The organism is Pseudomonas sp. SR18 (assembly GCF_023701505.1).
GTDB classification, from domain to species: domain Bacteria; phylum Pseudomonadota; class Gammaproteobacteria; order Pseudomonadales; family Pseudomonadaceae; genus Aquipseudomonas; species Aquipseudomonas cyclaminis.
This window is the reverse complement of record NZ_JAMQAU010000003.1, coordinates 64,671-78,014: the sequence shown is the minus strand read 5'-3', so window position 1 is coordinate 78,014 and position 13,344 is coordinate 64,671. Positions and strand designations below refer to the sequence as shown.

General features: G+C 60.0%; 12 protein-coding genes. 4 read left to right on the top strand and 8 right to left on the bottom strand.

Translation table 11 applies throughout. The features are described from left to right. Positions 1 to 180: 180 nt before the first annotated feature. From NDJ82_RS06390 to NDJ82_RS06370, 5 genes are all read right to left on the bottom strand, one after another. Complete coding sequence (locus NDJ82_RS06390; RefSeq protein WP_099583229.1) at positions 181 to 1,638, bottom strand: outer membrane protein transport protein; 1,458 nt, start codon at positions 1,636 to 1,638, stop codon at positions 181 to 183. A gap of 133 nt (positions 1,639 to 1,771) precedes the next feature. Beyond that, on the bottom strand, positions 1,772 to 2,266 hold the full coding sequence (praB, locus tag NDJ82_RS06385; protein ID WP_158877691.1) for an alkane oxidation protein activator PraB: 495 nt from the start codon (positions 2,264 to 2,266) through the stop codon (positions 1,772 to 1,774). Positions 2,267 to 2,388: 122 nt separating this feature from the next. After that, a complete protein-coding gene (praA, locus tag NDJ82_RS06380; RefSeq protein WP_112195651.1) occupies positions 2,389 to 2,883 on the bottom strand; it encodes an alkane oxidation protein activator PraA in 495 nt (164 codons plus the stop codon). A gap of 113 nt (positions 2,884 to 2,996) precedes the next feature. Next, positions 2,997 to 4,277 carry an alkane 1-monooxygenase gene (locus NDJ82_RS06375; RefSeq protein ID WP_250925123.1) on the bottom strand — a complete coding sequence of 427 codons (1,281 nt, stop codon included), beginning with the start codon at positions 4,275 to 4,277 and terminating at the stop codon, positions 2,997 to 2,999. 294 nt (positions 4,278 to 4,571) lie between these two features. Next, positions 4,572 to 5,561 (bottom strand): alpha/beta fold hydrolase, encoded by a 990-nt coding sequence (locus NDJ82_RS06370; RefSeq protein ID WP_177411548.1) that lies wholly within the window; start codon positions 5,559 to 5,561, stop codon positions 4,572 to 4,574. Between the two features lie 276 nt (positions 5,562 to 5,837). On the opposite strand from NDJ82_RS06370, the gene NDJ82_RS06365 reads away from it, so the two are divergent. From NDJ82_RS06365 to NDJ82_RS06355, 3 genes are read left to right on the top strand one after another with little or no spacing between them, the layout of a single operon-like run. After that, a complete protein-coding gene (locus NDJ82_RS06365; protein ID WP_250925122.1) occupies positions 5,838 to 7,376 on the top strand; it encodes a flavin-containing monooxygenase in 1,539 nt (512 codons plus the stop codon). Next, positions 7,373 to 8,263 (top strand): SDR family NAD(P)-dependent oxidoreductase, encoded by an 891-nt coding sequence (locus tag NDJ82_RS06360; protein ID WP_112195655.1) that lies wholly within the window; start codon positions 7,373 to 7,375, stop codon positions 8,261 to 8,263. The genes NDJ82_RS06365 and NDJ82_RS06360 overlap by 4 nt, the downstream gene beginning before the upstream one ends. A 15-nt stretch (positions 8,264 to 8,278) precedes the next feature. Further along, a complete protein-coding gene (locus NDJ82_RS06355; RefSeq protein WP_112195657.1) occupies positions 8,279 to 9,112 on the top strand; it encodes a metal-dependent hydrolase in 834 nt (277 codons plus the stop codon). Here the strand turns inward: NDJ82_RS06355 and NDJ82_RS06350 are convergent. After that, positions 9,109 to 11,184 carry a PTS sugar transporter subunit IIC/EAL domain-containing protein gene (locus tag NDJ82_RS06350; protein WP_250925121.1) on the bottom strand — a complete coding sequence of 692 codons (2,076 nt, stop codon included), beginning with the start codon at positions 11,182 to 11,184 and terminating at the stop codon, positions 9,109 to 9,111. The genes NDJ82_RS06355 and NDJ82_RS06350 overlap by 4 nt on opposite strands. Before the next feature lie 267 nt (positions 11,185 to 11,451). On the opposite strand from NDJ82_RS06350, the gene NDJ82_RS06345 reads away from it, so the two are divergent. After that, positions 11,452 to 11,781 carry a DUF6388 family protein gene (locus NDJ82_RS06345; protein WP_099583254.1) on the top strand — a complete coding sequence of 110 codons (330 nt, stop codon included), beginning with the start codon at positions 11,452 to 11,454 and terminating at the stop codon, positions 11,779 to 11,781. Positions 11,782 to 11,789: 8 nt separating this feature from the next. On the opposite strand, the gene NDJ82_RS06340 is transcribed toward NDJ82_RS06345, so the two are convergent. Together NDJ82_RS06340 and NDJ82_RS06335 are read right to left on the bottom strand one after the other, a co-directional pair. Then, positions 11,790 to 12,632, bottom strand: a complete 843-nt coding sequence (locus NDJ82_RS06340) for a serine/threonine-protein kinase (RefSeq protein WP_250925120.1) — start codon at positions 12,630 to 12,632, stop codon at positions 11,790 to 11,792. Next, positions 12,629 to 13,342 (bottom strand): PP2C family protein-serine/threonine phosphatase, encoded by a 714-nt coding sequence (locus NDJ82_RS06335; RefSeq protein WP_112196964.1) that lies wholly within the window; start codon positions 13,340 to 13,342, stop codon positions 12,629 to 12,631. Before NDJ82_RS06335 ends, NDJ82_RS06340 begins: the two co-directional genes overlap by 4 nt. Positions 13,343 to 13,344 lie beyond the last annotated feature (2 nt).

Genomic DNA, 13,344 nt, shown 5'->3' with positions numbered 1-13,344 from the left:
AGCCACACTACAAACTTGGAAAAGCAAATTCAAATTTTGTTTTGAAATTTTTATTTAATGCTTGGACGAAAAAATAGCGGCTGAACGGGTCAGCCTGATCAATCAACAACTGAGGACGAACGACTGGGTGAAGGCAACAAGATGCGCTTGGTGCCCTCTTCCATCGCCCTTCGTGAAACGTCAGAAAGCGTAGGTCGCCGATAGGCTCACCACATCACCTGACGACTCGGCTTTACCATTGAGGCTTGCGCCCCCAAGGCGATCGACGTTCTGGGTCTTCAGCTTGACCTCCTCTACGAACTGGTGGGAATACGCAGCGTCAAGACTCAGGCCCTTGATAGCTTTCACCTCGTAACCGGCGCCCAACGACAGGAAGGTCCGATCACCGTCTGGAATCCGCGGGTCACGGGTCGAGTTACGGGTAGGTGTCTGGTCCAGGGCTACACCGGCGCGCAACGTCAACTCGTCGGTCACGCGGTAATCACCGCCAATGGAAAGCATCCAGACGTCACGATATTTATAGGGAATAGAGACAATCTCCGAGCCCCGCGACTCAAGCGTCAGGTTTTTAAACGACGACCACTTGGTCTGGACCGCACTCACACCCATGGTGAACCGGTCGTTGAACTGGTGCACCCAGTCCAGGCCGATGGTGGCGGGAATGTCCAGTTGGACGCTGGCATGGGCGCCGTCGGGAAACAGTTCCAACCCTGGATAGGCGGAGCCAACCAGTGTTCCGCTGCCAGTGAACGGATTCGTGCCCGTCATCAAGTTATTCGAGAATGCGTCTGCACGAATGGTGTATTTGCCCGTCAGCTTGTTCTTGATCTTGGCGTGATAGTTGATGCCTAACGTGTCTTTATCGGTAGGCTTCCACGTCAGGCCGGTAAACCAGCCGGTGGAAATATTGTCGACCTTGACCCGTATCAATGCATCACCGACGCCTGACGGCAAGTCGAGGTTGCCGAGGATCGGATCCTGGGAAACCGCCGCTGCCGCCAACAGATCGATGTTCTGGCTGACGAAACCCTTGGTGTGCTGAACGATCACGCCGCCACCGACAGAGAACTGATCATTCACCTTGAAGGACAGCGACCCGGTCAACCCCACGGTTTCAATCTTGGTATCGACGGCGAAATCGCGGAATTTGGAGTCCTGGTCCCACGTCGAACGCATGCCTTGAGGCACCACTTGACTCAAGCCGAACGCAAACCGATCCCCAAGCGGCATCACCATGAAGCCCGTCGGCAACCAGGCAGTGAACCCCCCTTGGCCGCCATCATTGTTATTCACCGTGGTTGCAGAGAGGTCCGGGAAACCATCAGCCCCAATCGGCGTATTGGAGGTAGGGTTACCCAGGTAATCGTTGGCCTCGCCTTTGTATTTGATTTTGATGCGTGCGTAGTCGACCGTGAATTGCGCCACGTTGTGCTCGACAAACGCCATGGCCGCAGGGTTGTTGAAGGCCGAACTGGGGTCGTTCTTGAACAGCGAACCCCCCGCAAATGCACGGCCCCATCCTGGTGCGCCGAAGGTGGGTGTTGAAAAGCCGCCAGCCTGGACAGGCACGGTTACCATCACCCCGCCTATCAATGCCAGCCCCAGCAAAACCTGCACGTGTTGTTTCTTATTATTCATGCGGCACTCCTTATTATTCTCTCTGCGAGCCGGCATGACCGGTTCGTCTTGCAGCCTGGCAATTCATGAACGGGCGCCCGGTTCAGGCGCCCGTTTTTCAGCGGGTGATCAGCCCTTCGTTCTCAGCCTCGGATCAAGGCACGATTGTCAGCGCAGGGCTCGGAGTAACGCTCAGGCTGACGACGGTGCAACTGCCACTCAAGGTCTGGTTGGTGGCGGTCAATACGCCACCCGAGTACCCCACGGCAATGGTTGACGGCCCGCAATTGGAGGCTGGATACAGGATGGTGCTGGCGATGGTGTAACCCACATTCGTGACGGTGCCAGCCGCTGCCGCCGTGGCGGTCAGGGTCCAAGGCAAGCCGGTGATCTTAGGCAGCGCGCAGAGGCCGCCACCGGTGATCGACACGCCAGTGATTTTCGCAACGCCAGTAGCATCGACGTTCCCGGTAAAGGTCGCGCCGCAGTTAACCGTCGCCTGGAAGGAGGATGGCGACTTCACCGAGATCGTGCCAGGCGCGGTGAAGCTGGTGCTCACAGGAGAGATGCTGAAAGCGTTCGCCATGGAAGCAGCACCCATGCAAGCAGCCAGGGCAGTCAACGACACGAGAGTTTTAAAGCTTTTCATTGTTTTTCCTCACATGTAATGGCGAGTCATTCGCCAGGGGGTAATGGCCATGAACGAGAGGTCACGGTGAAACTGCAGAACTTCCCTTTCCAGCCAAATCTCAATTCAATTACCGCTGCACGTTATTCAACAACTTTGAAGTTCGGCGGCATCTTGATCGACACCGTCTTGATCTTGCAGTCTTCGCCAATCGGTACATTGGCGGCTTCCAACTTGCCGGTCGCGTTATCCCAGGTGCCATCCGCCGTAGAAGGCCCGCACTTGCCACCGAGGCCGAAGGCGTGAACATCAACGCTGATATTCGACATGGAACCGCTGCGGGTGTCCTTGGCGATCAATACCCACGGCAAGTTGATGGCTTCGACCCGGCTGCATTTGAGGCCACCGTCGAATTCAACTTTATCGACATTCACCGAAGTACCATCCGCCGCCACCTTGCCGGCCACCTTGATGGTGCAATCGGCGCTGATCAGCGCACCTTTGGAGAAGCTGATCGGGCCTTGGGCCGTGAAGGCACTGCCAGCCGGTTCGATACGGGCGGCCTGGGCCTGGTGGTAGGCGATCAGGCCCAGCGCAGCCAATAGAATATGGGTGGTGAACTTGGCAGGTGTTTGCATGGTGTACGTCCTTCCCTTTAATTATTGTTGTTCGGGTCAAACCACTTCCTCGGGGCGATAACGTCCTGCGCGGCATGTAAGGCCCCGAGTACACAACTTACGGTTACTGCATGTCAGAACGGCGTGGCGCTGTTGCTGTACTTCTCCAAATACTTCAAGCGTTGTGAAGGCTGAAGATTGGTCAGCGTGATATCCCCGGCATAATGATTGAGCACCCGATGATCCATGCGCCGGCGCCACAAGTAAGGCACGTACGCCCAGACAATCATGCTCGCGTAACCATAAGGCAGTTGCGGCGACTCATCAAAATGACGCAATGACTGATAACTGCGCGTGGGGTTGGCATGGTGATCGGAATGCCGTTGCAACTGGAACAAAAAGATATTGGTGACAATCCGATTGCTGTTCCAGGAGTGACGCGGCGAACAGCGTTCATATCGACCATTGGGCAACTTCTGGCGTTTAAGGCCGTAGTGTTCGACATAGTTCACCACTTCCAGCAGCGAGAACCCGTAGATGCCCTGGACAATCAGGAACGGAATCACCGCCACTCCCAGCCAGGCAATCATCGCGCCCCACAACACCACGCTGTACATCCAGGCGCTGAGTACGCCGTTCTTCCAGTGCCAGGCCGGCAGGCCGAGTTTGCGCAGGCGCTCGCGCTCCAGGTTCCACGCCGACTGCGCGCTGAACCACACCGAGCGCGGCAGAAAGGCCCAGAAGCTCTCGCCCAGGCGCGAGCTGGCCGGATCCTCCGGCGTGGCGACGCGTACGTGATGGCCACGGTTGTGTTCGGTGTAGAAGTGCCCGTAGAAGGTCGGCGCCAACGTGACCTTGGCCAGGAACACTTCCAGGGCGTTGGGCTTGTGCCCCAGTTCATGGGCGGTATTGATGGCGATGCCAGTAGCGGCGCCGGTCGACATGGCCATGCCCAGATAGGTAAACCCACTCGGTGCGCCGTGCAGTTGCGTGCGGTCGGTGATGTAACTGGCGGCGTGGACCAGCCAGTTGGCGGGGTCGAGGTTGGCGGTGGCGTGCAGCAGGCCACCCTGGATGATCCACTCGATACCGCCGGCGGCCAGCCAGCCGGTAATGATCACCGACGAGATGACGAACAGCACGCCGGTGTAGACGATCCAGCGGTAGTAGCGTTGGGTTTCCAGATGACTGACGGCGGACTCGGGCGGGTTGCTCACGTCTTCGCCGAGCAGGCCGTCGATCAGCGGGATCAGGCCGAAGATCACCAGGACACCGACCCACCACAATTGCTGGACACCGGTAAGAATGGCGAGAGAGCCGGACAACAGCGGCGTGGCCAACGGCATGATGCCCAACCACCAGAGGTGGCGCTTGCCATCGGTCCACACACTTGGCGCTGCCAGAGTCTGGTTCATGGCAGCCTCCTTGGCAGGGAGGTGAAAAACAGGTTCAGGGAGCGCTGAAGGCTCCGGGAAATCAACCATGCGATAAAAGACGTTTTTTTCATTTTTATTCGCTCTTAGGCATTTCAAAAATCATTTCAAAACAAACATTGAAATATTTTTTTAAATAAATAACGCGGAATCGTTAGGTCGTCAACTACTTTTTCGAAGCCTTTTTGACGTGACCGGACAGTCTCTTTTTCCGCTGTTTGGTCAGGTCTCTAGGGCAGGCATTTGCGACATCCCGACCCGCAATCAGGGCCACGATTATTTGTTCGCCAGAGCAAAGGGCGGATGCAGGACCGTGGCCGTTTGCGCCGGACGCGCCCGCTTGGCCACCTGCAACACCGCCTCAACCACCCGCGCCGTGGCGGTGATCGGCAGCATATGACCGCATCCTTCCACCAGTTGCAGCTTGAGGCCTGGCACTTTGTCGGCAAGGGCCTGGCCGTGCTTGCGAAAGTCCAGCACCTTGTCCCGCGCACCGTAGATCAGGCCGATGGGCAGGGTCAGTTGCGGGTAGCGCTTGAGCATGTCCGGCAGGCAGTCGTTGACCAGCGCAATCTCGCTGGAGGCGGCGTAGAAGTTGTCCGGACGCATGCCCAGCAGCCCGCCGCCCTGGGTGGCGAAATCTTCGGGGGCGGTGTCCGGCGCGAACACACCCTTGACTACCGAACGTCGGGTCAACAGGCCCATGGGCACGGTGAGTGTGTGAGCGACCCAGCGTCGCAGCCACGCCGGTCGCACCGCCAGCGACCAGAACACCAGCGGCAAAGTGGGTTGGGGATGGGTCAGCGGCGCCACCAGCACCAGGCCCGAGACTGCAGAGGGATGATCCAGGGCCAGGGCCAGGGAGATCGCCCCGCCCAAGGAATGCCCCAATACCAAAGGTTTATCCAGGCCCAGCACATTGATAAACGCCGCGATTTGCCGCGCCTGGGCCGGCAGGTCTGCTGCCGTGCCTTTATGACGGGTGGAATAACCCGACCCCGGACGGTCCAGGGTGATCACCCGAAAATGCTCACGCAACTGGCCGGACAAGGCATAGGTCAGGTTGCGACTGCTGCCCATCAAGCCGTGAATCATCACCAGCGGTGGGCCTTTGCCCTCTTCTACATAATGAAAGCGCTCGCCATCGACCTCCACAAAGCGCCCGTTGATGGGGACAGCGGCTTCGATGCGCCGTGTCATCCAGGCGCTGAAGCCCCATAACACTGCACTTGCGCCCGCCGCAGCGGCAACCCACTCCACAGCCATAGCTCGGTCCTCTGCATCCCTGCTGCTGGCGACCCGACCGGAATTGGTCAAGGCCTCAGCCACCGTCCACACCCTGGACCTGAACCTCATGCATGCCGTGCTCGTCTGTCGGACAAGTGGTGCATACCAAACATGGTCCTAGCGTAGGCGATATTTTCAGGTAGATTATTTAAAATCTTTTTTAAAATAATTAATTCAATTTTCCTTTGCAATGGTGTTTTATCTAAAAGACAAAACAAAAACAGGAGCACATCCGATGCCCATCAAGGACAGCCTATGAATGCCCACAGTGAATCCATCGACATCGCCATCATTGGCTCGGGCTTCGCCGGCCTGTGTATGGCGATCAAACTCAAGGAAGCCGGGTTCACCGACTTCTTTATCGCCGAGCAGGCCGACACCCTCGGCGGCACCTGGCGGGACAACCACTACCCAGGCTGCGCCTGTGACGTGCAGTCCCATGTGTACTCGTTTTCCTTTGCGCCCAACCCGGACTGGACGCGGCAGTTCGCGCCGCAGGCGGAAATCCGCGCCTACCTGGAGCAATGCGCCAAGCGCTTCGAATTGGCGCCTTACCTGCGTTTCAACAACGGCCTTGAGCGCGCAGTGTTCGATGAACAGCAGCAACGCTGGCAATTGAGCTTCAGCAATGGCCGGCACGTGAGCGCACGCGTGCTGGTATCGGGCATGGGCGGCCTGTCGCGCCCGGCGTTACCGCAGATTCCAGGCCTGGACAGCTTCAAGGGCAAGAGCTATCACTCGCAGCAGTGGGACCACGACTATTCCTTGAAGGGCAAGCGCGTGGCAGTGATCGGCACCGGCGCCAGTGCCATCCAGTTCGTGCCGCAGATCGCGCCGCAGGTGGCCCACCTGGACCTGTTCCAACGCACGCCGCCGTGGATCATGCCCAAGCCTGACCGGACGATATCGCCCTTCGAGCGCTGGTTGTTCAGGCACCTGCCTTTCACCCAGCGCCTGGTACGCAGCGCCTTTTACTGGGCGCTGGAAGGTCGCGTGGTGGGCTTTGCCCTGCACCCACGGCTGATGAAAATGGTGCAGAAAATCGCCCTGCGCCATCTGCACAAACAAGTCGCCCGCCCTTCCCTGCGCAAGACCCTGACGCCGGACTACACCATCGGCTGCAAGCGCGTGCTGATCTCCAACGATTATTACCCGGCGCTGTCGCGCAGCAATGTCGAGGTGGTCACCGAGCCCGTGCTGCGCGTCGAAGCCGACGGCGTGATCACCGCTGATGGCATCAAGCACCCGGCCGATTGCCTGATCTTCGGCACCGGCTTCCAGGCCACCGATCCCCTGCCTCGGGACTGCATCATCGGGCGCGACGGGCTGGACCTGATGGACGCCTGGCACGACGGCGCCCACGCCTACAAGGGCACTACGGTGCCGGGTTATCCCAACCTGTTTTTGATCGTCGGGCCCAACACCGGCCTGGGGCACAACTCGATGATCCTGATGATCGAGGCGCAGGTGACCTACATCCTCGACGCCCTCAGGCAGATGCAGCGCCAGCGCATCGCCACGGTGGACGTCAAGCCGGCGGTGGAACAGGCCTACAACCGTCAACTGCAAGACCAGCTCAAGCGCACCATCTGGAATACCGGCGGTTGCCAGAGCTGGTACCTCGACCCGCGTACCGGCAAGAACACCACCCTGTGGCCCGGCTCGACATGGCGCTTCAAGCAAGTCACACGACAGTTTGCGCTCAAGGACTATGTAGTCGATCGGTTACCGCTCCATACGCCCGTCCATCCGGCAACGGCGCCCCATTCCACCGCAGAAGGCAGCCTGTCATGAAGTCATTCAACGGTCGCGTGGCGGCCATCACCGGCGCGGCATCCGGCATGGGCCGTTCATTGGCCCTGGCGCTGGCACGGGAAGGTTGCCACCTGGCACTGGCGGACAAAAACGCCTCGGGCCTGGAGCAAACTCTGACGCTGATCAAGACCTCCACCCTGTCGCCGGTCACGATCACGACCCAGGTGCTGGACGTGTCCGATCGCCAGGCCATGGAACAATGGGCGGCTCGCTGCGTGGCGGAGCACGGCCGGGTCAACCTGGTGTTCAACAATGCCGGAGTGGCGCTCTCCAGCACAGTGGAAGGTGTGGACTATGCCGACCTGGAGTGGATTGTCGGCATCAACTTCTGGGGTGTGGTCCACGGCACCAAGGCATTCCTGCCTTACCTGAAGGCCAGCGGCGATGGCCATGTGATCAACACCTCCAGCGTGTTCGGCCTGTTCGCCCAACCGGGGATGAGCGGCTACAACGCCACTAAATTCGCCGTGCGTGGTTTCACCGAAGCGCTGCGCCAGGAGCTGGACCTGCAACGCTGCGGCGTGTCCGCCACCTGCGTGCACCCTGGCGGCATTCGCACCGACATCTGCCGCAGCAGCCGCATCGACGCGAACATGACCGGCTTCCTGATCCACAGCGAGCAGCAAGCCCGCGCCGATTTCGAAAAACTCTTCATCACCGATGCCGACCAGGCCGCCAAAGTCATCCTGCAAGGCGTGCGCAAAAACAAACGCCGCGTGCTGATCGGCCGCGACGCGTACTTCCTCGACCTGCTCGCCCGTTGCCTGCCCGCGGCCTATCAAGCGTTGGTGGTGTTCGCCAGCAAGCGCATGGCGCCCAAGCAACCCAGGCCGGTCTTTGAAACCAACGACGAACCCCGTCTCTGAACAGGAGCACGCACTATGTTGCCTATCCGCCGCGACGTCCGTTTTGCCCTGCCCGCCGAGCGCATCACCAACTGGCACGAACAGGGCCCGTTCATCACGCATTTTTTCAATGCCCTGTCGCTGCTGTTTCCCCAGGGCGAGCTGTTTTTCATGGACAGCGTGCGCCACTACCGCCAGCGCGTAGAGGACCCGGCGCTGAAAAAAGAGATCCAGGGGTTTATCGGCCAGGAGGCCATGCACAGCCGCGAACACGTGGCCTACAACGACCTGATGCAAGCAGCAGGGCTGCCGGCCCACACCCTGGACGGTCGCCTCAAATTCATCCTCGACCTGCAGAAAAAACACTTCCCGCCGGCGTTCAATCTGGCGATTACCATAGCCCTTGAGCATTACACAGCGATGCTTGCGGAAATCCTGCTCAGCGACCCGTCACGCTTCGGCGATTCACTCAAGGGTTACCAGCAGATGTGGTACTGGCACGCCCTGGAAGAAACCGAACACAAGGCCGTGGCGTTTGACGTGTGGAATACCGTGATCAAGCCAGGGCCCAAGCGCTATCTGCTGCGCACCGGCGCCATGCTGACCACCACGGTGTTCTTCTGGCTGGTGGTGCTGGATTTCCACGTGCGCCTGTTGATCGCCGACCGCAAGGCCGGTGGGCACCTCAAAGGCTTCTGGCGCATGCTGAAATTTCTGTATGGCCCCAAAGGCGTTTTCCCACGCATGCTGCGGCCGTGGTTGCACTACTTCAAACCCGGCTTTCACCCTTGGGACCACGATAACCGCGCGCGCCTGGCGGGTATCGACGAGTTGATCGAGGACATCGAGCAGACCCAGCGGGGTTACTAGACCTGCGCCAAGGTTTCACGCTCGCGCACAAAGCCTTCCAACTGATCGCCCGGCAGCGCCTTGCTGAAATACCAGCCCTGGATAATCAACTCGGGGCCGGTGTTCAGGAAGGCTAACTGCTCGGCGGTCTCCACGCCCTCCACTACCACGCCCAGGTTCAGCGCTTCACAGAAACGCAGCATGCCGGTCAGTACCTGGGCGCCTTTGGGGTCGTGCTGGGCCACCACAAAGCTGCGGTCGATCTTGATGAAGTCCACCGGAAACTGGTGCAGGTAACTCAAGGCTGAAAACCCGGTGCCAAAGTCGTCGATATAAACCTTGGCGCCAATGGCCTGCAATTTACGGATGTTCTGGCGCGTGGCCGGGATATCGCTGATCAGCGCATCTTCGGTGATCTCCACCGATACCTGCCCGTGGGCCTGGGCGAGGATTTCCACCAGGCGCTCGCCATAGGCGGCATCGGTCAGGGTGGCGCTGGAGATATTGATGGTCATCGGCAGGGCAAAGCCGACTTTTTGCCACTTCTGGTACTGACGAACCGCCTGGGACGCCACCCACACATCCACGTCCGGCATCAAGCGCGCCTGGGCCAACCATTGCAGGAACTCCCACGGCGAATGCACCGTGCCCTGGGCGTCGCGGGCGCGCATCAGCGCTTCGCAGCCGGTACACAGGCCGGTGCGGGTCGAGACCTGTGGCTGGAATTCGAGGTAGAACTCGTAGTCGCTGATCTGCTGGATATGGCTCAGCTCATTGGCCTGGCGCGCAAAGGTCTTGTGGGACACCAGCACCGGGTCCAATTCACGTAGCCGGCCTTTTTCTTCAAGGCCACGGAAGGTCATGTCCAGGGATTTCAGGTAAACCGTGCCCCCTTCGGCGGCCTGACGATGGATTGCACGTACGTAAGGCGCGTACACCAGGGTGCCCAGGGCCAGTAGCGCGACTTGCAGCACCACTGCCGCCAGATCACCGTGGGTACTCAGGTAGGCGTTGAGCAATATCGGAGAGGTGAACGGCACGCTGGCTACCGCCGGGGATACCCACCCCCACCCCACCACGGTCAGCGCTACCATTGCGTTCAACGCGGGCACCACCAGAAATGGAATGAACAAACGTGGATTGAGGATGATCGGCAGGCCAAACAGCAGGACTTCACTGACGTTGAACAGTGAGAGCGGCAGACTCGCCACAGCCAGCAGGCGCATGGACTGGCTCTTGGAAAACAGCAGGATGGCCACCAGCAAACACAACGCGCCGCCCGAGCCGCCGATAAACGCAAAACTGCCCAACAGGCCGCTATTGAGCACATATTTAATCGGTTCACCGGCGGCCAGCGCGGTGCCGTTGAGCACCACGGCCTGGTCCAGGACGTCGAACAGCGGCTGCATGGCGTACACACCGTGAATCCCGAAAAACCACAACAGCGAGTTCATCAGGGTGACAAACAAACCGCTGCCGTAGGGCGACGCCAAGGCTTCAATCACCTGCGGCCCCTGCAACTGCGCCACATAGGGAATCTGCAGCAATAGGGAGAGCAGCGCGACCAGCGCCAGCGCGGTGATCGCTCCCGGCACGACCATATTGATCGTACCCCGCAGGTTGTGCCCTACCAGGTCTTCATTGATCAGGCGGGTCCAGCGATAGCGGCACAGCCAGGCCATGGCCGGCACATTCAGCAGCGGTGAGGCAATGGCGATAAACAGAACGAACGTGGCGCAAGCGCGGGGGTATTCACGCAGGATAAAAGTCGCAATCACCACTTGGGCCAGGCACAGGAACGCCACCGGTAGCTGTGGCAGGCGGTATTGGATCGCGAGCATGTAACCGATGGAGGCCGCTACCAGCAGCGGAATCACGGAACTGATCTGATTGTGCAGCCCTGCGAAGAAGGCCACCACCTGCGGATCGAACCCCACCACCCGCGCACATTCGGACAGGATCAGAAAACTCGCCGACACCAGCAGGCACGGCAGGATCCACAGCAGCCCTTCGCGGATTGCGCGCAACGACTCGGTGCTGGCCAAAGCGGCCAGACGCTGGGTAAAGAAAAGTTTGAACAGCGTTTGCGCCATGACCCGTCCCTCAGCCCATCGCCGTCTGCCCCTGGAAGGCAGGACCCGAAATACCGGGGCTAACGCTACACGTCCTGGCACCGGGAGCGAAAGCCTTTTGCCATGTCTCGGCGTGAAATTTCAGCACTGTTTTCAATTGTTGGATTTTCTGGCCTGGGCCACGCCCGGAATCTGCTTCAATACCCGTTATCTCTGTGCTCAATTCGCACAAAACTCGCGTCGGGCCAGAAAAACGAAGCCTGATCCCAACTGATTTGGAGCATGCCCTTGTCAACACCTGGCGATAATCACCAGCTCGCGCTGGACCGTTTCTTGAACGAGCACCCCGACATAGCCGCAGAACTGAACACGTTGAACCCGCTGGCAGCCCAGGCCAAAGGCGAAACCCAAGCCCAGTACCGCGCCGAACGGCTGCATGAAGCCTTCGAAGCGGAAGCGGAGCGCCAGGGTTTGTTTGCCTGGGAGTTGACGCTCAAACTCACCGCAGACACCCCGCAAGCCTTTGAGGCCCAGCGCCTGGAAGTGCACAAGGAAGTGGCGCAGATGGCCGGCCTGAGCTGGGTCGAATACTGCCAACTGCATGACTTGGCTGGCTGATACTCCCACTAAAGAAACCACGAGCGCCGCCGCCCATTGATGGCTTCGCACAGTTCGTCGACCGAAATCGTTCGCTGCTCAGGGTCCGCCGCCAGCGCAGAACGCAACGCCGGCCAGCAATGCCTGGGCAAGTGTCGGGGCCTGGGCACAGGCTTTTTCAACTGCCCCCCATCGGGACGGCTTCCCTGGGCCAACTCATAGATCACGCAGGCAGCGCCATACAGGTCGGCCCTGGCGGAGAGGTTTCCACCCGCCACCAATTCCGGCGCCGCATAGGCGGGTGTCCAGGCGTTCAAACGGCTGCGGTTCAAGGCCGGCAGCCCCGCAGCCTGCTGCACCTGCGCATGACCCAAACCAAAATCGAACAAGCGCACGCCCTGCTCGCCCACCATGATATTGGCGGGTTTCACATCGCCATGCAGCACGCCCTGCTGGTGGGTATACGCCAGTGCTTCCAGTAGTTGCATCGCGATGGGTTGCAACTCAGGCCACGGCAATCCATCCGGATACGCCTGGAGCCGTCGATCCAACGTCATACCGTGCAGCAATTCCATGGTGAAGAACGCAACCTGACGCAGGCTGTCGACCTCGAAGGCAAAGGTCCTGACCACGTGATCGTGGCGCAGGCTTCGAGTCAGGGCGAACTCGCTGTACAGCAAGACATGACCATCGCAAGATCCGGCAAGCGTATCGCTCAACAGCTTCAATGCCACCCAGGCGCTGGGTTCGCCAAACGCCTCGTGCAGCAGGTCGCGGGCACGGTAGACAACCCCCATACCGCCGGAGCCCAATACCCGTTCAAGGTGATAACGCCCGGCAAGCAGGTTCGGCGGGCCGAAGGTCGCGCTCATGGCTGGACCACCACGGCGGTCAGGTCATCCCGCGCCGCGCCGCGCAACACTTGGGCAAACAACCGATCCACCGCCTGTCGGGGCGTCCCCAGACTCAGGGCGTTGCCCAATTCGCCATGACTGAGCCCCTGATACAAACCATCGCTGCACAACAAAAATACGTCCCCCGGCTGGGTGCCGAGTTCCAGCACTTCCAGACTCAAGGGCTGCCGGCCGCCAATGGCACGGGTCAAGGCCCGGGCGTGCGGATGAGCCTGAGCCTGTTCCAGGCTCAGTTGCTGCGTGTCCATCAACTGTTGCAACCGGGAATGGTCCCGCGACAACTGGTACAAGCGTTGACCGCGCCACAGGTAGCAACGGCTATCCCCCACCCAAATACAGGCGGCGCGATTCCCATCGAGCAACAGCGCAACCACGGTGCTGCCCATGATGCCCTCGGCGGTTTGTTGCAACGCCCGTCCCATCTGAGTGTCGAGCCATCGCAGGCAACGCCGCACGGCCTCGACACGTTCATCAAGACAGCCCTGGCCGGGTAATGAAGCGAGGCTGTTGATGACCCACTGGCTCGCCCTATCCCCGGCCCGATGGCCACCCATCCCGTCGGCTACCGCCCAGCAACCGTGCTGGGGGCAGTCGAGGAACGCATCCTCATTGCGCGAACGCGCGTTACCCCGCAGCGTTCGTCCGGCGCTGTCCCTCTGGATATGCAGCT